This is a genomic window from Segatella copri, assembly GCF_019249765.2.
In the GTDB taxonomy this organism is placed as follows: domain Bacteria; phylum Bacteroidota; class Bacteroidia; order Bacteroidales; family Bacteroidaceae; genus Prevotella; species Prevotella copri_K.
The window spans coordinates 2,377,488-2,399,192 of the sequence record NZ_CP152484.1 but is presented as its reverse complement, the minus strand read 5'-3'; the positions used below and the strand labels follow the sequence as shown (position 1 = coordinate 2,399,192).

Here is a 21,705-nt window from a genome sequence, read left to right as displayed (position 1 = left end):
AGTTTATAGTTAATAGTTTTATGGAGGAAATTCGTAAGTTTGTAGATGAAATGATAACATGGGCAGGAGTCACTGGTGATTTTGTGCCCATGCTGCGCCATATCTTGCTCACCATTACTGCCATCCTCTTGGCGATGCTGAGCGATTTTCTTTGTCGCAAGATACTGGTTCCACTCATCAGTAAGATTACTGATAAGACGGACATCACTTGGGATGATGTGCTGCTGAACAAGAAGGTGCTCACCTCGGCTTGCCATATTGTGCCGGCTGTGGTGATATGGTCGCTCATGCCGCTGATTTATCTGGAGTATCCGATATTCAAGGAGATATTGGAGCGGGCTACGGGCATTTATATCGTGGTGATGTCGGTGCGTACGGCTCTGGTCTTCATCGGGTCTTTCAAAGGATTGGAGGATTCTCAGGAACGACGCTCGTCGGCTCAGCAGTATTTCCATACTTTCTGCGGTGTTCTCAGGGTATTGATGCTCTTCGTGGCTGCTGTGGTGGTGGTTGCCATCCTGTTGGACAAGAACCCGATGACCCTCTTTGCCGGTTTGGGTGCTACCTCGGCAGTCCTGATGCTGGTCTTCAAGGATACCATCTCGGGATTGGCGGCTGGTGTGCGTCTTACCAGCAATGATATGTTGCATAAGGGCGACTGGATTACGGTGAAGTCGGTGGATGCCAATGGTATCGTTGAGGATATGTCACTCACGACCGTGAAGGTGCGCAACTTTGATAACACCATCGTTACTATTTCGCCTACTACCCTGGTAAATGGTTCGTTCCAGAACTGGATTGGTATGCAGAAGAGTGGTGGACGAAGAGTGAAGCGCGTGGTTTACTTCGATTTCCGTAGTGTCCGTCTGGTGGATGAGACATTAAAACGTAATCTGCTTGCCAAGCATTTCGCCACCGAAGATTCGTTTAAGTTGAAGGAGTCGTTGCAGAAGGCGATAGATAAAGATATACAAGAAGGGAAGGATATTGAGGATTTAAAGAATCCTGCAGCCCTTGCCCCTACCAATCTCCAACTTTACCGTAAATTCATGGAGAAGTATCTGCGCCAGCGTCCGGAGGTCAATACCGATCTCACATTGATGGTGCGCCACATGGAAGCCACACAATGCGGTCTTCCTATCGAGTTCTATTTCTTCATTAAGGATAAGGTATGGGTGAATTATGAGCACATTCTCGCCGATATCATGGAGCATGCCTATGCCTTGGCGAATGAGTTCGGTCTGAAGATTTACGAGCAATATCCGGAACAGTAATTACTTTGAACATTGAATTTTATGAATAGTTTTTCGGCTGTCATTATCCATTGGTTTCGTGAGAATGGTAGGGATTTGCCTTGGCGCGAAACCAAGGATCCTTATGCCATCTGGCTGAGCGAAATCATCCTTCAGCAAACCCGCATCGCACAGGGATGGGAATATTGGGAGCGGTTCATGAAGACCTATCCCAAGGTTGAAGACTTGGCTGCTGCCAGCGAGGATGATGTCTTGAAACTCTGGCAGGGATTGGGGTATTACTCGCGAGCCCGCAACCTTCATACTGCTGCCAAACAGATAGTGGCGCTCGGTCATTTCCCTGATACGCTTGAAGGTATCAAAGCCCTGAAAGGGGTGGGCGATTATACTGCTGCAGCCATCGGTTCTTTTGCCTTTGATATTCCGGCGGCAGTAGTAGATGGCAATGTGTACCGGGTTCTTTCACGTTACTTCGGAATAGATACTCCTATCAACTCAACGCAGGGGAAAAAAGAGTTTGCTGCGTTGGCTCAATCACTCTTGCCTGCTTCGTCTGCTCAGCAACTTTCTGATACAGCATTATCGCCTGTTGCTGCCTATAACCAGGGTATGATGGATTTCGGAGCTATCCAGTGCACTCCTCAATCTCCAAAATGTCTTGTCTGTCCGCTTGCCGAAACCTGTGAGGCTTTGAGAACTGGAAGGGTAGAGGAGTTGCCAGTGAAGAACAAGACACTGAAGGTGAAAACGCGCCATCTCTCCTATATATATATAAGGTGTAAAGGCGAAGTGGCTATCCACCGTCGCGGCGAGGGTGATATCTGGCAAGGATTGTGGGAACCATATAACGCATCAGATGCTCCGCAACTGCCTGCCTTTGTACATAATCCTCTTCTCCTGGCTAAGGATGTGAAGCATGTACTTACCCATCGCATCCTCCTTGCCGACTTCTATCTGCAGGAAACAGAAACCCGCCCCCTGCTCCCTGATGATTATATCTGGGTGAAAGAGGACGAGGTAGAACAGTATGGTGTTCCAAGGTTGATAGAAATCATGTTGGAAATGGTTCAAGCTAAATCATAAAAAAGAGGGTGTGTCATAAGGCCATGACACACCCTCTCTTATTTATATATGTTCTGTTAGATATTTCGTCTCAAGCAAGAATTAGTAATTCTGTGCTTCAATCTGGAAGTAGCTCTGTGGGTGGTTGCAGACTGGGCAAACCTCAGGAGCCTTCTTGCCTACTACGATATGTCCGCAGTTAGAGCACTGCCAGATGCAGTCGCCGTCACGAGAGAAGACGAGCTTGTCCTGTACGTTCTTCAAGAGCTTGCGATAACGCTCCTCGTGGTGCTTCTCGATTTCAGCAACCATCTCAAACTTAGCTGCAATCTCCTCGAAACCTTCTTCGCGAGCCTCCTTTGCCATGCGTGGATACATATCGGTCCACTCATCGTGCTCACCATTGGCAGCAGCTTCCAGGTTCTTCTCTGTATCCTGGATAGCACCGCCCTCCAGATACTTGAACCACAACTTAGCGTGCTCCTTCTCGTTAGCAGCTGTCTCCTCAAAGATATTAGCTATCTGTACAAAACCGTCCTTCTTTGCCTTGCTTGCAAAATAGGTATATTTGTTACGAGCCTGTGACTCACCAGCGAATGCCTCCTGGAGGTTCTTCTCTGTCTTTGTTCCTTTTAATTCCTTCATAATGTCTACTTTTTATAATGTTAATATGTTCTTTATTAAATTCTTGTACAAAGAAAATGCAAACGAGCGCAATGAAAGCTTGCTTTCAAATTGCCGAGTGCAGCTTTTCTTATGCAAAGATATTGAAAATATTTCAAATATACAAATAAATTAAGAACTATTTAACTTTTTGGCGCTTATTTAAATAAAATAAAGCAAAACAGAGCATGGCAACACCGAATATCCACGAGATAATGGCACTCGTTACCATACCCAGCGTATGAGTGAATCCCGCCACAATGAAGGTGAGGAAACTCACAAAGGCTACAGTCAGGGCGTAAGGCAACTGTGATGATACATGATGTACATGCTTGCATTCCGCTCCCGCACTCGCCATGATGGTAGTATCGCTGATAGGAGAGATATGGTCGCCACATACCGCTCCAGCCATACATGCCGAGATAGAAATGATGCGCAAAGGATCAGCACCAGGGAATACGGCGATGCAGATAGGAATCAGAATACCGAAGGTTCCCCAGGAGGTACCCGTTGCAAATGCCAGGAAGCCTGCTACCAGGAAGATGATGCCCGGAAGAAGCATCTGAAGTTCTGAGGCACTGCTCGCTACAACCGATGATACATATTCTGCCGCACCCAGCGAATCGGTCATACTCTTCAGCGTCCATGCCAAAGTAAGAATCAGAATGGCTGGTACCATCGCCTCAAAACCCTTGATGAGACTACTCATCGCCTCATCGAAAGGCAAGGTCTTGCGAATGGTAAACATCATGATGGTAAGAATCAGGGCAGCCAATGAACCGATTACCAAGCCTACAGAGGCATTGCTCGCAGCAAAGGCATCTACAAAGTTGAGATAGTTGGCATTATCGGCATCGAAGAATCCGCCCGAATATACCATGCCCGCCATGCAGAAGATAATCAGCATGATGATTGGTATCACCAAGTCGCTCACGGTTCCCTTGTTCTTGGAATCCTCTTTCTGTTTGGCTCCCACACCATGCTCAACAATCTGCAGTTTGGTATCGCTCACCTCATCGAGTTTCCCGCCATTGGTTCGCTCGTACCATTCCTTCAGTCTCGCATCATACTTGCTCATCGCCTTGAAGTCGAAGCCCAGTATCACAATACCAAACATAAAGAGGATGGTAAAGAATGCGTAGAAATTAAAAGGTATCGCCTTGCAGAAAAGTGCCAGTCCGTTCTCTCCGCCCGATACGAAGCCCGATACCGCAGCTGCCCAACTCGAGATAGGGGAGATGATGCAGACCGGAGCGGCTGTAGAATCGATGAGATAAGCCAGCTTCTCCTTGGTAACACCATTGCGCACAGCGATAGGACGCATCACCGAACCCACGGTAAGGCAGTTGAAGTAATCATCGATGAATATCAGAATGCCGAGCAGGATGGTAGCAATCTGTACGCCAACCTTCGAGTGTACGTGCTTGGAAGCCCAACGGCCGAAAGCAGCCGAACCACCCGCCTTGTTCATCAATGAAACGATGCTGCCTAATACCACCAGGAATACCAGAATGCCCACGTTCCATGGGTCGGAAAGGCAATGTATCATGCCGTATGCCTTGGCATCATCGCCTTCACCTACAGTGTGGTTTGTCAGGTGAACGAGGAATCCGTCGAAACCTGTTCCCATCGAAATGCAATATTGAACGGCACCCAGTATGATACCGATAAAAAGAGAAGAATAGACCTCTTTCGTCTTCAGCGCCAGAGCGATGGCGACGATAGGAGGCAGTAACGACCATGCGGTCCCAATCATGTTGTAATCCATTTTATTGTTTTTGGGCAAAGGTAGTTTTTTTTGGTAATATATGCAAGCTTTTTGGCAGAAAAAATGGTGCTTATGGGTTGATATGGGCAGTTTTAGCATATTTTATCATTATAAAGTGTCGTTTTTCTATATTTTTATTGTATCTTTGAAAACTCAAATTGCAATTCAATCTGAGATAGAATGGAAACTCAATTTTAACAACTTAATAATGGAGGACTAATTATGAACATCAATTCTGGTATTAAGCAAGCCGTGATTTTAACCATCGGCATCATCGTGCTTGGATTTTGTATCAAGTCGGGACTTGAAAGTGTGATTAGTAAAGATCGAAAGGTTGTAGTGAAAGGCCTTGCCGAAAAGGAGGTGGAGGCAGATAAGGTGACGTGGCCTATCGTTTCCAAGGAAATAGGCAATGACCTGCCTGAACTCTATCAAAAAATCAATGCCACCACGAGAACCATCAGAAACTTCCTGGTGGAGAATGGTGTTAAGGCTAATGAAATCAATGTGAATGCGCCTGTGGTCATCGACCTCAATGCTGAACGGTATGGCGAAAACCGCCAGGGGTATCGTTATAACATTACTTCCATCATCACGGTTACATCGAAGAACGTGAAACTGGTCCGCAGTATCATTGCCCGTCAGGGTAATCTGCTTCAGAAGGGGGTTGCCATTGTGGATGGTGGTTACGAGAATCCGGTGAAGTATGAGTATGTTGCCTTCCGTCAGATGAAACCTAAGATGATGCAGGAGGCGATAGAAAATGCTGAGCAGACTGCTGCCCAGTTTGCTGAGAACAGCAAGAGTAAGATAGACAAGATTATGAATGCCGACCAGGGCCAGTTCTCTATCGAAGACCGCGATTCCAATACCCCATATATTAAAAAGGTAAGGGTTGTTACTACCGTTACTTATTCTTTGAAGGATTAGGAGTAGTGATTATTTATTAGTGATTAATTGTAATAAGAGGGTATGTAATAGACTAATGGCATACCTTCTCAAATTAAAACAACGAAAAACTATGAAGAAAATCATATTAGCAGCTGTTTTATTTCTACCATTTCTTGTTTCTTGTTCTCAGAACAGGAAAGCACCTGCTGTTTCTCCTCAAACGACTGTAGGGAAGTCTGAGAAAACTGAAACTGCCAAGGTGCAATATCTTACCACATCTGATTTCAGAAAAAAGATTATGGATTACGAGGCTCATCCGGATGAATGGGTCTTTGCCGGTTCCCGTCCTGCTGTCATCGATTTCTACACCACCTGGTGTGGTCCTTGCAAGATGATGGCTCCCGTAGTGGAATCTCTCGCCGGGAAATATGCCGGCAAGATAGATTTCTATAAGGTGGATATCGACCAGGAGTCCGAACTTGCTTCTGTTTTCGGTATCAGCAGCATCCCTACCTTCCTCTTCATCCCCGTGAAAGGCAAACCATCTGTGCAGATGGGTGCTATGCAAAAGGAGGATTTCGAAGGACTGATTGATAAAATTAAAATAAATTGACAATTTGGTAGCATCTCAAATTTCCATGCCTCTCCTTACCTATATGTAGGTATTTTCGGGCGAATACCTACTTTTGATGATGCCCGAAATTTGGAGATTTGTCAGATAATACCTAAATTTGCACTCGGAAAAAATGTTTAACGTAATTAAAAGTATTATAGTATTATGATTATTGAAAATGTTCATGCAAGAGAAATATTGGATTCTCGTGGCAATCCTACAGTAGAGGTTGAAGTTTCTTTGAAGTCAGGTATCGTTGGTCGTGCATCGGTTCCTTCTGGTGCATCAACTGGCGAGAACGAGGCGCTGGAACTTCGTGATGGTGACAAGAGCCGCTATGGCGGCAAGGGCGTCTTGAAGGCAGTGGAGAATGTGAATCAGGTAATTGCGCCTGCTTTGGTTGGCTTCTCTGCCTTGGAGCAGCGTGCCATCGATTATAAGATGTTGGAACTCGACGGTACCAAGACCAAGTCTAATCTGGGTGCCAATGCCATCCTCGGTGTTTCTTTGGCTGTGGCTCATGCTGCTGCTGAGTATCTCCATATCCCATTGTATCGCTATATCGGCGGTTGCAATACTTACACTCTTCCTGTTCCTATGATGAATATCATCAATGGTGGTGCTCACTCTGATGCGCCTATTGCCTTCCAGGAGTTCATGATTCGTCCTGTGGGTGCTCCTTCCGAGAAGGAGGCTATCCGTATGGGTGCTGAGGTGTTCCATGCTTTGGCTAAGCTCCTGAAGAGCCGCGGCCTTTCTACTGCCGTAGGTGATGAGGGCGGTTTTGCTCCTGCACTCGATGGTATTGAGGATGCGCTCGACAGTATCTGTCAGGCTATCAAGAATGCCGGTTATGAGCCAGGAAAGGATGTGAAGATTGCCATGGACTGTGCTGCCAGCGAGTTTGCCGTTCAGGAGAATGGTGAGTGGTTCTACGATTATCGCCAGTTGAAGGATGGTAAGAAGAAGGATCCTAATGGTAAAAAACTGACTGCTGCTGAGCAGATCAAGTTCCTGGAAGAACTGATTACCAAATATCCTATCGATTCTATTGAGGATGGCCTTGACGAGAACGATTGGGACAACTGGGTGAAGTTGACCGCTGCCATCGGCGACCGTTGTCAGTTGGTAGGTGACGACCTCTTTGTTACCAACGTGAAGTTCCTGGAAAAGGGCATCAAGATGGGTGCTGCCAACTCTATCCTCATCAAGGTGAACCAGATTGGTTCTCTTACCGAGACACTGGATGCTATCGAGATGGCTCACCGTCATGGTTACACCACCGTTACTTCCCATCGTTCTGGTGAAACCGAGGATACAACAATTGCTGATATTGCCGTAGCAACAAACTCCGGTCAGATTAAGACGGGTTCTATGAGCCGTACCGACCGTATGGCTAAGTACAACCAGCTTATCCGCATCGAAGAGCAGTTGGGCAATAGCGCAGCTTACGGTTATACGAAGTTGAAATAGGAATGATGATATGAAATTGGAAAACACCAATTTCACCATAACAAAACATAATTAGTAATAACTGAATAGATCAGATACGAAATAGATGGGCATGGATGACTGTGAGGGTTGTCCATGCTTTTTTTCTTCTATGATGTATCTGCATCTTCATGTGTTTAACTGGATAACTTCGATATATTTTATTGATTATGACAAACGTATTGATTAGTGCTGCTGGGCTTTGCGGTGCCACGATTATAGGTGCCATTTTGGGATTCTTCGTCAAGGAGTTGCCCCATAAATGGAACGACGCCGTATTGGGATATTGTGCCGGAATCATGCTGGCAGCTTCCACGTTGGGACTGATAGTGCCAGCCTTCGAACAGACCAGTCTTTGGTGGCTGGTAGTAATCGGCGTGATGGCAGGAGCCCTGTTCCTGAATGTGCTAGATCTGGTAACTCCCCATCTTCATCATATCACGGGACTCGACCCCGAGGAGCATCGCAACAATGCCCGACTCAGCCATGTGATGCTTTTCGTGATGGCAATCGCCCTGCACAAACTGCCCGAGGGCATGGCAGCAGGAGTGAGTGTCTGTTCATCAGAAGGCGCAACGAAGTGGGGTGTTTCCTTCGGCATCGCCCTGCAGAACATCCCTGAGGGAATGGTGATTATTGCTCCTTTGATGATGGCTGGTGTTACAGCAGTCCGCACCTTTTTCATTTCCATTTTCATCGCCCTGCTCGAAGTGATAGGCATTCTGTTGGGTTTCGGTTTGGGTTCAGCCTCTTCCACCTTCCTCCCCGTGATGTTGGGTTTTGTCGGTGGCGCCATGCTTTATGTAACGAGCGATGAGATGATTCCCGAAACCCATGCCCATGGCTTTCAGAAGCAAGCCACTTACGCTCTTCTCCTGGGCTTCATCACCTTTGTGTTGATGGAGAAATATGTATAATCAAATTCTGATATGTTGATGGAGAAATGTGTGTAATCAGATTCTGATGAGCAGCATATAGCAGAGGGTGCCTGCTGCTATCGACCACATCATATTCCTTTTCCATACGTGGATGAGAATGGTGAACTTGGTTTATTTTGCAGGTTTCTGTTGTAAATTTGTTGCAAAAGTGTTGTAAGTTTGAGCTTTTTTATTAATTTTGCAAGCAGAAGCCAAATATAGACAAAAGTATGGCAGAATCAATCCTTCAAAGAGATTGGGTACACTACCTTTGCCACCTTGCTCCTGACCAAAGGAGCTGACATCTATACGACAAGCAAACTGATGGGGCATAAGAGCCTGCGAACCACTCTGATTTATGCTGAGATTATAGATAAGTAGTAAGTGGCTGCAGTGAATCTGCTGGATGATGTGGTAAATAGAATATGTAATTTTAAATTAGACAATTATGGCAAAAATTATAGTACATGATACAGGTGTTACTGTTATATCTGTAAACAATGAAGACTTTATTTCTTTGACAGATATAGCACGATACAAGAGTGACGATCCTAATGCTGTCATAGCAAATTGGATGCGTAATCGCAATACAATTGAATACTTGGGAATTTGGGAAGGTTTATATAATCCTTCTTTTAAACCCCTCGAATTCGAGGGGTTTAAAAAAGAGGCAGGTCTTAATGCTTTTACTCTTTCTCCTAAAAAATGGATAGATACCACCAATGCAATTGGTTTGATTGCAAAGTCTGGGCGTTATGGAGGTACGTATGCTCATAAAGATATAGCATTTAAGTTTGCAAGTTGGATATCTGTTGAGTTTGAACTTTATATGGTCAAGGAGTTCCAACGCTTAAAAGCAGAGGAACAAGCTCAATTGGGTTGGTCTGCTAAGCGTGAACTTTCTAAAATCAACTATCGCATTCATACTGATGCGATAAAGCATAACTTGATTCCTACTGAAATTACGCCTGCGCAAGCTTCTCTGATTTATGCAAATGAGGCTGATGTTCTGAATGTGGCAATGTTTGGTATGACTGCGAAGCAGTGGCGAGATCTGAACCCCGAAAAGAATGGTAATATACGTGATTACGCAACTGTCAATGAGTTGATTTGTCTTTCCAATATGGAGAATCTTAATGCGGTATTTATTGATCAAGGAATGCCACAAGGTGAACGTTTGGTTAAGCTTAATCAAATAGCAATCCAGCAAATGCGTGTATTGGAGGATGATGGTGATGATAGAAAATATTTGAAATGATGTTTGTAACTTTTAAATAGTAATGAATGATTATGACAAGTCAAAAGGATAAAAGGCGGTGGGCTTTACGAAAAAAGCGACACCCCTATGGGCACGAGATGTTTTCTATAGGGGGTGAATAGTTACGCGCACCAGTAAATGTAATTGTTAAAATGCATTTTTAAAGCTTCAAAAACAATAATAACTACTTAAAATACAGGAATATAAAAAGCGGAGCGTGATTTCACAACCACACTCCGCGCAAACTTAAACAACCAATAAAAGAAATAGATTGATCGTTCAATTGTTATATCTGATGAAGAGTAGCTCTTGTTAGAGCTTTGTTTTTTTATTTGTCAGAAATATGTCTTATGTTGGAAGACATTGCTGATTAGCGGATGAACAGGAGCTCACGATACTTAGGCAATGTCCAGAGCTCATCGGCTACTGTCAACTCCAACTTATCAATCTGATAACGGATCTCCTCCATCTTTGGAGCTACCGTGTCATGATAAGCTATCGCCTTATCGTGCTCATTCTCAATCTTGTTGGCAACCTTGCGGGCATTTACCAACTCCTCAACACCGGTCTCGATAATCTGAGTGCGCTCGGCAATCTTCTTGATGATATTGATGTTGCGGGCAGTCAACTTCTTGCCTTCCTCGTCGCCGAAGATATCAATCATGTTCTCCACATTCTTAGCCAACTGGCTCTGATAGTGAGTAGCCACTGGGATGATGTGGTTCATGCTCAAGTCGCCCATTACACGAGCCTCAATCTGAATCTTCTTGGTGTAGGTCTCCCATTTCACTTCGTTACGAGCTTCCAACTCGTTCTTCTTCATGACGCCCATATCCTCGAACATCTTGATAGTGGCAGGGTCGAGATAACGCTCGAAAATCTTAGGACAGCTCTTCTCGCAGTCCAAACCACGCTTAGCTGCTTCCTCTACCCACTCATCTGAGTAACCATTGCCGTCGAAACGGATTGGCTTGCAGGTCTTCAAATCCTGACGAACGATATCGATGATGGCAGATGTCTTATCCTCACCCTTGGCAATCAACTCATCCACACGCTTCTTGAAGTCGGTCAAAGCCTCGGCTACGGCGGTGTTCAATACGATCATTGCTGATGCACAGTTAGCCTCAGAACCTACGGCACGGAACTCGAAACGGTTACCGGTAAAGGCGAATGGTGATGTACGGTTACGGTCGGTGTTATCAATCATCAACTCTGGAATCTCAGGGATATCCAACTTCATGCCCTGCTTGCCAGCCACGGTGAAGAGATCCTTCTTGTCGGCTTTCTCAATGTGCTCGAGAAGGTCGGTCAACTGCTTGCCGAGGAATGAAGAGATGATTGCTGGAGGTGCCTCGTTGGCGCCCAGACGATGCGCATTGGTAGCGCTCATGATAGATGCCTTGAGCAAACCGTTGTGCTTGTATACACCCATCAAAGTCTCTGTGATGAAGACTACGAAGCGGAGGTTGTCCTCTGGTGTCTTGCCAGGACCATGGAGCAGGATGCCGGTATCTGTAGCGAGACTCCAGTTGTTGTGCTTACCGGAACCGTTGATGCCTGCGAATGGCTTCTCATGGAGAAGTACGCGGAAACCGTGATGGCGAGCTACCTTCTTCATCAAGCTCATCAGGAGCATGTTGTGGTCAACGGCAAGGTTGGTCTCCTCGAAGATAGGTGCCAACTCAAACTGGTTTGGTGCTACCTCGTTGTGGCGGGTCTTGCAAGGAATACCGAGTTCAAGAGCCTGGATTTCCAAATCCTTCATGAATGCCTGAACACGCTCTGGGATGGCTCCGAAGTAGTGGTCGTCCATCTGCTGGTTCTTGGCAGAATCGTGACCCATCAGGGTGCGGCCTGTCAACATCAGGTCAGGACGTGCTGCATACAAACTCTCATCTACCAGGAAGTACTCCTGCTCCCAACCGAGATTGGAAATAACTTTCTTGACATCTGGGTTGAAGTAGTGGCAAACCTCTGTTGCTGCTACGTTTACAGCGTGCAATGAACGGAGCAATGGAGCTTTATAGTCGAGTGCCTCACCTGTGTAAGAGATGAAGACGGTAGGGATACAGAGTGTATCGTCGATGATAAATACAGGAGATGTTGGATCCCATGCAGAATAACCGCGAGCCTCGAAGGTAGAGCGGATACCGCCAGATGGGAAAGATGATGCATCAGGCTCCTGCTGAACGAGCAACTTGCCTGAAAATTCCTCGATCATACCACCCTTGCCATCATGCTCGATGAAGGCATCGTGCTTCTCGGCAGTACCTTCTGTCAATGGCTGGAACCAGTGAGTGTAGTGGGTTACGCCATTCTCGTCAGCCCACTGCTTGATGCCTTTGGCTACGGCGTTGGCGATGTTACGGTCGAGACGAGCTCCGTTGTCGATGACGTCTACCAGTTTCTCATAGACATCTGCAGGGAGATACTTGTACATCTTCTGTCGGTTGAATACCTTCTTTCCGAAGAATTCACTTGGTCGCTCGCTAGGAGCGGTTACCTCAACAGGCTTTCTCTTGGAAGCCTCTGAAACAGCTTCAAATCTTAAGTTGCTCATACCTTATATAATTTAAAATTTCTGATTTTCAATGTTTTTATATTCTGTTGGAATGTTTATTTTCCCAGCCATTTGGCAATTCTCTCCATGGCTTCCTTGCAGTCCTCATGCTCGCCGAAGGCGGTGAGTCGGATGTAGCCTTCGCCCGATGGACCGAAGCCGACACCTGGAGTGCAGACTACGCTGGCACCATAAAGCATCTCTTCGAAGAATTTCCAGCTTGGCGTGTTGTTTGGTGTCTTCACCCAGAGATAAGGTGCATTCTCGCCGCCATATACTCTCAAGCCGAGTTTCTGGAGTTCTGCTCTCATGAAGTGGGCATTCTCCATATAGTAATTGATGGTTGCCTTCACCTGTTCCTTACCCTCTGGGGTGTAGATGGCTTCGGCAGCACGCTGGCTGATATAGCTTGTACCATTAAACTTGGTGCACTGGCGGCGGTCCCAGATAGGATTCAATGCCACTTCCTCACCTGCCAATGTCTTTGCCTTCAACTCCTTAGGAACGATGGTGTAACCACAACGCACACCGGTGAATCCGGCAGTCTTCGAATAACTGTGGAATTCTATCGCTACCTTTCTGGCTCCACGAATCTCGTAGATAGAATGAGGAATTGATGGGTCGGTGATATATGCCTCGTAGGCAGCATCATAGAGGATGATGCTCTCGTTCTTGATAGCATAGTTTACCCATTTTCTGAGTTCTTCCTTCGAGATGACCGTACCTGTTGGGTTATTTGGATAGCAGAGATAAATCATATCCACACGGTGGTCTGGAATCTGAGGGATGAAGTCGTCACTCTCATCACATGGCATGTAGGTTACGTTGCTCCACTTGCCGTTCTCAAAGACTCCCGCTCTGCCAATCATCACGTTAGAGTCGATATATACAGGATAAATCGGGTCGGTGACGCCGATGTTGTTATCCCATCTCAAAATCTCCTGGATATTTCCTGTATCACTCTTGGCTCCATCGTTTACGAATACCTCGTTGGCGTCGAGATGAATGCCACGTGGCAGGAAGTCGTTCTTGATGATAGCCTCGCGGAGGAAGTCGTAGCCTCGCTCCGGACCGTAGCCTCTGAAAGAAGCCTGCTCAGCCATCTCGTCTACAGCCTTGTGCATCGCCTTGATGACGGCAGGGCAGAGAGGCTGGGTTACGTCACCGATGCCCAGACTGATTACACGCTGCTTTGGATGTGCAATCTTGTAGGCGTTCACCTTCTTTGCGATGTCGGCAAACAGGTAATTGTTGGCCAACTTCAGGAAATGTTCATTAACTAATGCCATATTTTGTTTCTCCTTTTATTTGTGGTCATTATCGACCATTTGTTATTTAAGTTTGCGTTCTCTCTAATTTTAATGTTGAGTGTTGAATGTTGAATGTTGACTTGGTGGGTGCAGTTAAATTCAACATTCAACATTCCACATTCAACACTCCAGAGACTTGGTGGGTGCAGCTAAATTCAACATTCAACATTCCACATTCAACACTCCAGAGACTTGGTGGGTGCAGTTAAATTCCACATTCAACATTCCACATTCAACACTCCCTATATTAACATTCCAACTGGATTTCTCCTTCAAAGGCGAATGCTGCAGGTCCTGTCATGTAAACATGATCATCAGCCTCGCTATATTCTATTTCCAGCGTTCCGCCATCCATCACGATACTGCTTTTTCTGCCAGTACGCTTGGTAAGGGCTGCGGCTACGGCTGTGGCACAGGCTCCTGTTCCGCAAGCCATTGTTATTCCGCTTCCCCTTTCCCAAACTCGTGTCCTTATGGCGTCTGTGTCAGTTACTTGTGCAAATTCTATGTTGCATCTCTGGGGAAATGCCTTGTCTCTTTCCAGAATTTTACCATAGTGGGCGATGTCGATGGTGTCGATGTCATCCACGAAGGTAACGAAATGCGGATTACCCATGCAAACATAGGTGCCTTCAAATTTTCTGCCGTCAGCTTCGAGCACCGAAGGGCCTATGAATTGCTCGGGATTTTCAAGTTTGGGTTTCAGCATGTCTACTGTTACCGATTCCACAACTTTCTTATTATCCTGAAGATGAAGTTTCAATATCTTGATACCCGAAAGTGTTTCCAGTCGGATGGTGTCCTTTCGGGTCAATCCTTTTTCGTAAAGATACTTACCGATGCATCGGCTTGCATTGCCGCACATCATCGCTTCTGAACCATCGGCGTTGAAGATACGCATCGAATAATCTGCTCTTCTGCTGTCTTGCGGCTTTCCGATGAGAACCAGTCCGTCGCTTCCTATGCCTGTGTGGTAAGCACTCCAGGCAATGGCCGCCTTCTCTGGGTCAGGGATATCGTATATCTGGGTATCTACATATATATAATCGTTACCCGCTCCCTGCATCTTTGTAAAATGAACTGTTTCTTTCATCTGCGTTGTTCTTTATGTTTGAATACTCTTCTTTTATCTCTCATGTCTTATCTCTTTTGAGATTTGACTTTTTGCTAGTCTTTCGAATATTTCGATGACTATTTGTTTGATTTCGATTGCAAAGGTACGACGATTTGTTGAGATATGCAAGAAAATAAATACAGAAATCTTGATTATTTTTCGCTATCTTACAATTTGTGTCATAAAAATGCTTTCTGCCTTACAAATTGTAAGGAGAATATGATAAGCCTCGATAAATTTAAAATATTCGATAAAAAGCAGAAACAAAATGCTTGTGTTTTCTTTAAAATACTGACAAAATGTATTAATTTTGCAGCCGAAAACGAACATAGTGTAAAAGAATGACTTGATTTGGATAGCAACCAATGAAGGTCCGTTTTCGAAAAGAGACAATCAATAGAAGTATTAACACATTATTAATTATTAAAGGATTATGAAGAAGATTGAGGCAATTATCCGCAAGTCTAGATTCGAGGATGTCAAGAAGGCGCTTTTAGCAGCAGACATCGAGTGGTTCTCTTATTATAATGTAAGAGGTGAGGGTAAAATGCGCCAGGCTCGCATTTACCGTGGTGTGATGTACGATACCAGCAGCATCGAGCGTGTGCTTCTGAACATCGTGGTTCGTGACAAGAATGTGGAGCCTACCATCGCCGCCATCCAGGGCGCTGCACAGACCGGTGAAGTAGGAGACGGCAGAATCTTCGTGATTCCTGTACTCGATACCGTTAGAATCAGAACCGGCGAGCGAGGCGACATCGCATTGTATAACGCTGAGAAAGAGGAATAATTTAAAATGTTGAATGTTAAGTGTTGAATGTTGAATTAGGCATTCTTACTTATCTTTAATAAATATTATTTAGTATTCTAATTTAACTATAAGATATTTTTATGAGCAGTTTATTATTGACTACACTTGATACGGGTAACACAGCGTGGATGATCATGGCAACCATCTTGGTGCTTTTGATGTCAATCCCGGGTATAGCACTTTTTTATGGTGGTTTGGTGCGCCAGAAGAATATTCTCAGCATTCTGATGCAGACGGTTTTCATAGTGGCAGTAGTCAGTCTGATATGGGTAGCCTTCGGTTATTCCTGGGCTTTCTCTACAGAATATGCCGATTCGGGCAATCCTCTGGCTTACGTCATCGGTGGTTTCGATAAATGTTTTCTTCACGGCATCGGCTTGGATGCCATCATGCCTACAGGCATTCCGGAGCTCACCTTTGCAATGTTCCAGTGCATGTTCGCCCTGATTACTCCAGCCTTGATTCTCGGTGCTTTTGCCGAGCGTGTCAAGTTCAGCGGTTATGTACTTTTCACCATCCTCTGGGTTATCATCGCTTATCTTCCAATGGCCCACTGGGTATGGGGTGGCGGTTTCCTGCAGGAGATGGGAGCCATCGACTTTGCGGGTGGTACCGTGGTTCATATCAATGCCGGTGTAGCCGCTCTGGTCATGGCACTCTGTGTAGGCAAGCGAGATGATTACCGTGCAGGTCATCCTATCACACCTCACAACATCACCTTCGTGTTCATGGGTATGTCATTCCTCTGGTTGGGATGGTTCGGTTTCAATGCCGGTAGCGGATTGGCAGCTGATGGTCTGGCAGCCAACGCCTTCCTTGTAACCCATATCGCAACAGCAGCGGCAGCCACTACCTGGATGCTCATCGACTGGATTGTGAACAAGAAGCCAACCACAGTAGGTGCTTGTACCGGTGCTGTAGCCGGACTGGTAGCCATCACTCCTGCAGCCGGCAGTACCGATATTTTCGGAGCTTTCTGCATCGGTATCATTTCCACCATCGTCTGCTTCTTCATGGTAGCTGTTGTAAAGGAGAAGTTCAAGTATGATGATGCTCTCGATGCCTTTGGTGTTCATGGCATGGGTGGTATTCTGGGATCTATCCTCACCGGTGTCTTCGCCACTCAGTATGTAACAGGAGCCGAAGGTGTACAGGGTGCCCTTTATGGCGACTGGCATCAGCTCTGGATTCAGGTTGTAGCCACCGTGGTAAGCATCATCTACAGCGTAGTAGTTACCTACATTATCTTCAAGGTAGTAGATAAGAGTGTAGGTGTACGTGTTGACAAGCGAGTAGAGGAGGAAGGTCTCGACATCTACGAGCATGGTGAGAGTGCTTATAGCAACTAATTGCGAAATTCGATTATCAGCATAAAATTTAGGTCAATGGTGTTTCATTTTGAGGAATGAAACACCATTTTTTTTTATGATAAATCCTCAACTTGCATAATGAAATAGCCACAACTTGCACAATGAAAATGCCACAACTTGCACAATGAAATTGCCTCAACTTGCACAATGAAATTGCCTCAACTTGCACAATGAAATTGCCTCAACTTGCACAATGAAACTTTTAAGTTGTTGATATTCAATAATGTTATGCCCACCATTTTCCCTAAGAATTCCTATATATAATAATGTGTAATCCCTGTTTCTTCTGTTCTTATCCCTTTTGGGATAATTTTGCGAAAGTAATCAAATTAGCTGCTGGTCTGTGAACGCTGAAGGTTGCTGCTGTATTGTCGGTGTAAATGTCGGTGTAAAATGCCGGTGCAAATATTGTTTTGGCGGTAATGTGGCGGTAATAGTGGCGGTAATGCCGATGTAAATGTCGGAGATAAATGTCGGAGACATGTCGGTAATGTGTCGGTAAGGAAAAGTGTTGAAAACTAGTATGTTATCTTTTTGTTTAGAGTTGGTTACCGACAATAAATGTCGGAGACTTTGTAGGTAACCTTGTCGGAGACTTTAAGAACGGAGAAATGATTTGGCGGTAATGAAAATAACAGGTATTATAAGGTATGAAGGCAAGGTTCATGTCGGTGTAAATTAGCTCTAATTGTCGGTGTAAATATCCGAGTTCCAGAAAAAGTTAAGCACAATGCTGGGATGATTGTGCTTGCGCTTTTATGAATAACTATTTCTTGGATTGTATCATATAGATGTGATATATTTGCAGTATTCTTCAATACTGCGTTGGATAACTCCACCTAACTTTTAATTGCTCTTTGTATTGCATAATCATCATAGGACTCATGCTGCGATTGAGGGCAAAACGAACAGTTTCCATGTCTGATTCTTTGCACAAGATGATGCCGATTGTCGGATTCTCATTAGACCTGCGTTCTTCTTGGTCGAGCGGTTCAAGATGAGTTGATGATTACTCCAACCAGTAAAAAAGAGAACACTTGGAATTTGTGCCAATTCTGTTGGCACAAATCCCGTTGCGGCTGATGGCAATTCCATTTTTGTGAACTGAGCCAATTTTTTCAAACAGTTATTTAACGTTAGAATAAGTCTGTTGCTTGTTTGAATGCTTAATCAAAATACAGAATCTTTGTACTCTTTTATGATTCTTCTTCCATCACCAGCAAAGATTTTGGCAAAATCAGTCTATTTTTCTTTATTTAACTCCGAAATTGAGTGGAATATCAGAGAAAATCTTTAAATTTGCATTTAAATACAATATTTTGTAAAGAATGGAAGATAGAGAACTGTTGCTGAAAAGTGACCCAGAGTTTGACCGCCTCGCCTTTACGGTGTTGGCTATCGAGGCTTCGGCACAAAAAATGGGTATATTGCCGTCTGAAATGAGAAAGCGATTGGATAAGGTGGGGCTAATCAAGAGTCTCATCCAAGATTGCTATGACACTCTACATACAGAGAGCCGGGAAGCTGTAGCGAATGATGTGGTCGAAGCTCTTAAAAATTGGGAAAGAAAAGAATAATGGAAAAGCAATTCAAATCATATGAAAGGATATAATTATGTTGGATTTCTTATTATGGAATAAAATCGCTCGTATCATAAAGCAACTAGCTGATACGTTACATATATCAACCGACAGGGCATTACAGATATTCTATGACTCTGATGTTTGCCGTATGTTACATGACAAAGAACTTGGCTTGCATCTAATGAGTGATACATATATTGTAAATGACTTGATAGAAGAGTTAAGGAATAAGCAATAGTAAAGCGATGGATAATTAGAGAAGGAAGATTATTTGTACTGTAGCACCTTGACTGTATGTTTAGTACGGTCAAGGTGCTATCTTTATGTAATAATGTGCAAATGTGTCTCCTTCAGCTATCGCATTCGACTCCTTCAGCAATCGCATTCGTCTCCTCCGGTCACTGCATTCGTCTCCTTCAGCCACTGCATTCGACTCCTTCAGCTAATGCATTCGACTCCATCAGCCACTGCATTCGACTCTTGCTGCTAACTCAGTCGTCTCCTTCAGCCACTGCAGCCGTATGTGTCAACTCAATGAAGTAGATGAACTCGTGAAATGAAGTGGATGAGTTCGCATAATGAAGTTCATGATTTCGGCACAATTGTCAATACATGCAAATGGTAAAGCAAAAAGTGGTTGTTCGGAAATTCCGAACAACCACTTTACATGGTGCTGTTTTGCTGTCTTTATTGCCACATCTATCACCAATGCATTTAACTCTCTGATTATAAGTGAATAATGCGTGGCAGTAAGCGGTATTTCTGTTGCCACCTAATGCCACGCATTGCCACACTCTTTTTATGAGAAAATGAGATGGAAAGTGTGTAGGTTATTTCCTAACTACCAGATACTCAGTACCAAATCTTGTTCTCCGGTTCTTCAAACCTTCTATGTTCTGAAGCTCTCTGCCCAATTTCTGTATACTCGAAACCTGGAGAGAAGAGCCGAATTTCTGCTTCAAAATGCCGAAAATGGCGGCTGCCATCAGATATTCGCCATTTTCCGGGGTACTTGCAGGCTCGAAAACCTGCAGAAAACATTGCTTGATAGGGGAAATCTGCTCAAATTGTCTGTTATGTTGCATGATGATGGCGGTTTCCTTGGCGTCGAAATAGGATTTTTCGCCACGCTCCAAAGCTTGCATCGCCTGCGCATAAAGCTGCTCATAGTTCAGTCTGCCACTCACATCGATAGGTCCCGTCAGTTCTACTCCCAGGAAACGGCGGTTGCCGGATGGGTCGGAAAGAATATCGGTCATGTTGCTGGTGGCGATGAAGGAGGCTAGACGAGGAAATTCCTGTACATGACTTCCGTATGGCGGCTTGATTTTCACCGTAGGCAACTGCAGCAGATTCTTCAGAAATCCCTGCTGCACCTGTGGTGAAATCTGATTGAACTCATCGAGATTGATGAGCAGAAATTGTGACATCGCCTGCAATACCTGACGCTTTTCTGAGAGAATCATGTTGTCGCTGAAGCCCCACGATAATTCGGTAGGGATGAGACGGCGGCAGAAGGTGCTCTTGTTGTAACCCTGCTTGGAAATGAGCAGCGGCATGGTACTGTTGCCATATTGACGGCGATACATGCCGCGCCACTGGTCAACCATTCCCAGAAACCAGGTGTAAAACCAGCCTTCCCAATGAGGATTGTTGGTGGGTACGGTTCGTGCCAGGGCACGGATGCGGTCCTTGCCGTCCCATTTTCCCAGACAGTCATAGAGATAGGACTCTATTGGGCTGTAATTTCTGATGCGGTCTGACTCTAGAAAATTCCTTACATCCTTGATGCTTACGTGGATGTCGGCTATCTGAACATCCAGCGTCATGCTTTTCTGCACACGGGCATCCACCGGTCTGAAATCGCCAACCCATGAATTGTTCGGGCGGTATTCGGTATATTTCATCACGGTATTGTAACGGAACTGGTACCGGCTCTCCAGGTATCTGATCATCTGCAGAATTTCGGCACGGCCTTTTCTGCCTGAGGCTGATTTCTCCGTCTTCCTGTCTTTGGAATGGGTATCGTAAGCGGTGCCCACTATCTGGCGGAGTTTCTCTTCTGTCACATGTCCCCAGTTGTTGCGGCGGATATGGATGAAAGCTTCTTCTTCGCTGAGGCCCATGTTGCAGAGCTTGATGGCGATGGCTGAGAAACCGGCAAGGAACCGGTCTTCATCGTTCTGCCATGAGATGTTGGCTTTTTTCATCTCTTCCTTCGTCTCTTCTGCTGCCTTGCGATAAAGAAACTCATAGTCATCGTATGTCTTCAGATCGTCTACATTCTTAGGGGCTGAGGCTACCTTCTTCATATTTTGGGAGATGCGCATTGCCACTGCCTTGCTGTTATAATAAGGAGAGGCATCCATCGTAAGCATGAAGTTGGAAGCCAATGATGGTTTTTCGGGTTTGATGGCTGCCTGTACCTGCGACTGGTAGAGCGTTTTTACCTGTTCGTAGGCAGACTGGTAGAGTAAGTCGGCATCGGCTTCTTTTGTCGGGATTTTTCCTTCTTCGTTGCAGATGCTTACGAGCACGATGAGGCTTCTGCCGTCGGCTCCTTCGAAGGCAGCGAAGGTCATCGGCAGCAGACTGACCGTCTTCTTGACGGCATCTTTTTCCTGGTCCGACATGAGATTGATGAAGTGGAGCATCACCAGCCCGTTTGATTTCTGGAAGACGAGATTGCCGCTTTCATCCTTATTGAATTTTGCGGCTGGATAAACGTGCTGCCATTCCTTGATGCCTTTGTAGTACTGGTAGTCGGCCTCCATGAGTGGCACACTCATTCTGAAATTGGTGACACTCAGCTTGGCATCATCTTTAGCGATGCGCTCCAGAAACCGTTCTACGGTTTTCGAACTGACCATCAACTTGTTCTGCTTGTTGATTCTTGTAATAGTAAACTTCATATTTCTGCTAATTTATTGATAGGGTGATACTTAGGGTTGCCGATGGTTTTGCCCAACTTTGCCCAAGGCGTTGGGCAAATGTGCCCAGCTACGCCGGTCATTCGTGACCATCGTCTCGGTCATTTGTGC

At 45.2% G+C, this 21,705-nt stretch carries 18 protein-coding genes and 2 pseudogenes; 12 read left to right on the top strand and 8 right to left on the bottom strand.

Going from position 1 to position 21,705, the window contains the following annotated elements; genetic code table 11:
- Window positions 1–20 precede the first annotated feature (20 nt).
- On the top strand, window positions 21–1,274 hold the full coding sequence (locus KUA46_RS10435; RefSeq protein ID WP_153082113.1) for a mechanosensitive ion channel family protein: 1,254 nt from the start codon (window positions 21–23) through the stop codon (window positions 1,272–1,274).
- Window positions 1,275–1,295: 21 nt separating this feature from the next.
- On the top strand, window positions 1,296–2,336 hold the full coding sequence (gene mutY / locus KUA46_RS10430; protein WP_218487398.1) for an A/G-specific adenine glycosylase: 1,041 nt from the start codon (window positions 1,296–1,298) through the stop codon (window positions 2,334–2,336).
- 81 nt (window positions 2,337–2,417) lie between these two features.
- Here mutY and rbr read toward each other — a convergent pair whose 3' ends face one another.
- Both rbr and KUA46_RS10420 read right to left on the bottom strand, forming a co-directional pair.
- Entirely contained in the window at window positions 2,418–2,960 is a 543-nt protein-coding gene (gene rbr, locus KUA46_RS10425; protein WP_117728384.1) for a rubrerythrin, read from the bottom strand.
- A gap of 157 nt (window positions 2,961–3,117) precedes the next feature.
- Window positions 3,118–4,746 carry a Na+/H+ antiporter NhaC family protein gene (locus KUA46_RS10420; protein WP_218487399.1) on the bottom strand — a complete coding sequence of 543 codons (1,629 nt, stop codon included), beginning with the start codon at window positions 4,744–4,746 and terminating at the stop codon, window positions 3,118–3,120.
- A 222-nt stretch (window positions 4,747–4,968) separates the two neighbouring features.
- Between KUA46_RS10420 and KUA46_RS10415 the strand changes: the two genes are divergently transcribed.
- The 4 genes from KUA46_RS10415 (at window position 4,969) to KUA46_RS10400 (ending at window position 8,658) form a co-directional block, all read left to right on the top strand.
- Window positions 4,969–5,676, top strand: a complete 708-nt coding sequence (locus KUA46_RS10415) for an SIMPL domain-containing protein (protein WP_119229180.1) — start codon at window positions 4,969–4,971, stop codon at window positions 5,674–5,676.
- A 91-nt stretch (window positions 5,677–5,767) separates the two neighbouring features.
- Window positions 5,768–6,250 (top strand): thioredoxin, encoded by a 483-nt coding sequence (gene trxA, locus KUA46_RS10410; protein WP_218487400.1) that lies wholly within the window; start codon window positions 5,768–5,770, stop codon window positions 6,248–6,250.
- 165 nt (window positions 6,251–6,415) lie between these two features.
- Window positions 6,416–7,723 (top strand): phosphopyruvate hydratase, encoded by a 1,308-nt coding sequence (gene eno / locus KUA46_RS10405; RefSeq protein WP_218487401.1) that lies wholly within the window; start codon window positions 6,416–6,418, stop codon window positions 7,721–7,723.
- A gap of 188 nt (window positions 7,724–7,911) precedes the next feature.
- Window positions 7,912–8,658 (top strand): ZIP family metal transporter, encoded by a 747-nt coding sequence (locus tag KUA46_RS10400; protein WP_218487402.1) that lies wholly within the window; start codon window positions 7,912–7,914, stop codon window positions 8,656–8,658.
- 36 nt (window positions 8,659–8,694) lie between these two features.
- On the opposite strand, the gene KUA46_RS10395 is transcribed toward KUA46_RS10400, so the two are convergent.
- Window positions 8,695–8,772: a hypothetical protein gene (locus KUA46_RS10395; protein WP_367397437.1), complete on the bottom strand. Its 78-nt coding sequence runs from the start codon at window positions 8,770–8,772 to the stop codon at window positions 8,695–8,697.
- A 144-nt stretch (window positions 8,773–8,916) separates the two neighbouring features.
- Between KUA46_RS10395 and KUA46_RS10390 the strand changes: the two are divergent.
- Both KUA46_RS10390 and KUA46_RS10385 read left to right on the top strand, forming a co-directional pair.
- Window positions 8,917–9,039 (top strand): annotated as a pseudogene (locus KUA46_RS10390) (site-specific integrase); the annotation flags it as partial.
- A gap of 67 nt (window positions 9,040–9,106) precedes the next feature.
- The gene (locus tag KUA46_RS10385) at window positions 9,107–9,916 is read left to right on the top strand and encodes a KilA-N domain-containing protein (RefSeq protein WP_118080146.1); all 810 of its coding nucleotides are present in this window, start codon (window positions 9,107–9,109) and stop codon (window positions 9,914–9,916) included.
- A gap of 370 nt (window positions 9,917–10,286) precedes the next feature.
- Here KUA46_RS10385 and KUA46_RS10380 read toward each other — a convergent pair whose 3' ends face one another.
- The 3 genes from KUA46_RS10380 to dapF all read right to left on the bottom strand — a co-directional run bounded on the left by KUA46_RS10380 (window position 10,287) and on the right by dapF (window position 14,879).
- Window positions 10,287–12,476: a glutamine synthetase III gene (locus KUA46_RS10380; protein ID WP_022120370.1), complete on the bottom strand. Its 2,190-nt coding sequence runs from the start codon at window positions 12,474–12,476 to the stop codon at window positions 10,287–10,289.
- A 56-nt stretch (window positions 12,477–12,532) separates the two neighbouring features.
- Window positions 12,533–13,765 (bottom strand): LL-diaminopimelate aminotransferase, encoded by a 1,233-nt coding sequence (locus KUA46_RS10375; protein ID WP_153073375.1) that lies wholly within the window; start codon window positions 13,763–13,765, stop codon window positions 12,533–12,535.
- 268 nt (window positions 13,766–14,033) lie between these two features.
- Window positions 14,034–14,879, bottom strand: a complete 846-nt coding sequence (gene dapF, locus KUA46_RS10370) for a diaminopimelate epimerase (protein WP_218487403.1) — start codon at window positions 14,877–14,879, stop codon at window positions 14,034–14,036.
- 454 nt (window positions 14,880–15,333) lie between these two features.
- Between dapF and KUA46_RS10365 the strand changes: the two genes are divergently transcribed.
- Window positions 15,334–15,690, top strand: coding sequence for a P-II family nitrogen regulator (locus tag KUA46_RS10365; RefSeq protein ID WP_006849503.1), 357 nt, complete (start codon window positions 15,334–15,336; stop codon window positions 15,688–15,690).
- 101 nt (window positions 15,691–15,791) lie between these two features.
- Window positions 15,792–17,060 carry an ammonium transporter gene (locus KUA46_RS10360; protein WP_218487404.1) on the top strand — a complete coding sequence of 423 codons (1,269 nt, stop codon included), beginning with the start codon at window positions 15,792–15,794 and terminating at the stop codon, window positions 17,058–17,060.
- 835 nt (window positions 17,061–17,895) lie between these two features.
- Here KUA46_RS10360 and KUA46_RS10355 read toward each other — a convergent pair.
- A pseudogene (locus tag KUA46_RS10355) lies at window positions 17,896–18,069 on the bottom strand (PDDEXK nuclease domain-containing protein); the annotation flags it as partial.
- A 340-nt stretch (window positions 18,070–18,409) separates the two neighbouring features.
- Between KUA46_RS10355 and KUA46_RS10350 the strand changes: the two are divergent.
- Both KUA46_RS10350 and KUA46_RS10345 read left to right on the top strand, forming a co-directional pair.
- Entirely contained in the window at window positions 18,410–18,658 is a 249-nt protein-coding gene (locus KUA46_RS10350; protein WP_218487405.1) for a DUF3791 domain-containing protein, read from the top strand.
- A gap of 37 nt (window positions 18,659–18,695) precedes the next feature.
- Window positions 18,696–18,902 (top strand): DUF3791 domain-containing protein, encoded by a 207-nt coding sequence (locus tag KUA46_RS10345; protein ID WP_006848384.1) that lies wholly within the window; start codon window positions 18,696–18,698, stop codon window positions 18,900–18,902.
- Window positions 18,903–19,494: 592 nt separating this feature from the next.
- Here KUA46_RS10345 and KUA46_RS10340 read toward each other — a convergent pair.
- On the bottom strand, window positions 19,495–21,576 hold the full coding sequence (locus KUA46_RS10340) for a VapE domain-containing protein (RefSeq protein ID WP_218487406.1): 2,082 nt from the start codon (window positions 21,574–21,576) through the stop codon (window positions 19,495–19,497).
- Window positions 21,577–21,705 lie beyond the last annotated feature (129 nt).

Bases quoted from the DNA above. Each gene is read 5' to 3' on its own strand.
- KUA46_RS10415 (WP_119229180.1), top strand. From the start codon at position 4,969: ATGAACATCAATTCTGGTATTAAGCAAGCCGTGATTTTAACCATCGGC.
- KUA46_RS10360 (WP_218487404.1), top strand. From the start codon at position 15,792: ATGAGCAGTTTATTATTGACTACACTTGATACGGGTAACACAGCGTGG.
- trxA (WP_218487400.1), top strand. From the start codon at position 5,768: ATGAAGAAAATCATATTAGCAGCTGTTTTATTTCTACCATTTCTTGTT.
- KUA46_RS10340 (WP_218487406.1), bottom strand. From the start codon at position 21,576: ATGAAGTTTACTATTACAAGAATCAACAAGCAGAACAAGTTGATGGTC.
- eno (WP_218487401.1), top strand. From the start codon at position 6,416: ATGATTATTGAAAATGTTCATGCAAGAGAAATATTGGATTCTCGTGGC.
- KUA46_RS10435 (WP_153082113.1), top strand. From the start codon at position 21: ATGGAGGAAATTCGTAAGTTTGTAGATGAAATGATAACATGGGCAGGA.
- KUA46_RS10365 (WP_006849503.1), top strand. From the start codon at position 15,334: ATGAAGAAGATTGAGGCAATTATCCGCAAGTCTAGATTCGAGGATGTC.
- KUA46_RS10420 (WP_218487399.1), bottom strand. From the start codon at position 4,746: ATGGATTACAACATGATTGGGACCGCATGGTCGTTACTGCCTCCTATC.
- KUA46_RS10400 (WP_218487402.1), top strand. From the start codon at position 7,912: ATGACAAACGTATTGATTAGTGCTGCTGGGCTTTGCGGTGCCACGATT.
- KUA46_RS10350 (WP_218487405.1), top strand. From the start codon at position 18,410: ATGGAAGATAGAGAACTGTTGCTGAAAAGTGACCCAGAGTTTGACCGC.
- rbr (WP_117728384.1), bottom strand. From the start codon at position 2,960: ATGAAGGAATTAAAAGGAACAAAGACAGAGAAGAACCTCCAGGAGGCA.
- mutY (WP_218487398.1), top strand. From the start codon at position 1,296: ATGAATAGTTTTTCGGCTGTCATTATCCATTGGTTTCGTGAGAATGGT.
- dapF (WP_218487403.1), bottom strand. From the start codon at position 14,879: ATGAAAGAAACAGTTCATTTTACAAAGATGCAGGGAGCGGGTAACGAT.
- KUA46_RS10345 (WP_006848384.1), top strand. From the start codon at position 18,696: ATGTTGGATTTCTTATTATGGAATAAAATCGCTCGTATCATAAAGCAA.
- KUA46_RS10375 (WP_153073375.1), bottom strand. From the start codon at position 13,765: ATGGCATTAGTTAATGAACATTTCCTGAAGTTGGCCAACAATTACCTG.
- KUA46_RS10385 (WP_118080146.1), top strand. From the start codon at position 9,107: ATGGCAAAAATTATAGTACATGATACAGGTGTTACTGTTATATCTGTA.
- KUA46_RS10380 (WP_022120370.1), bottom strand. From the start codon at position 12,476: ATGAGCAACTTAAGATTTGAAGCTGTTTCAGAGGCTTCCAAGAGAAAG.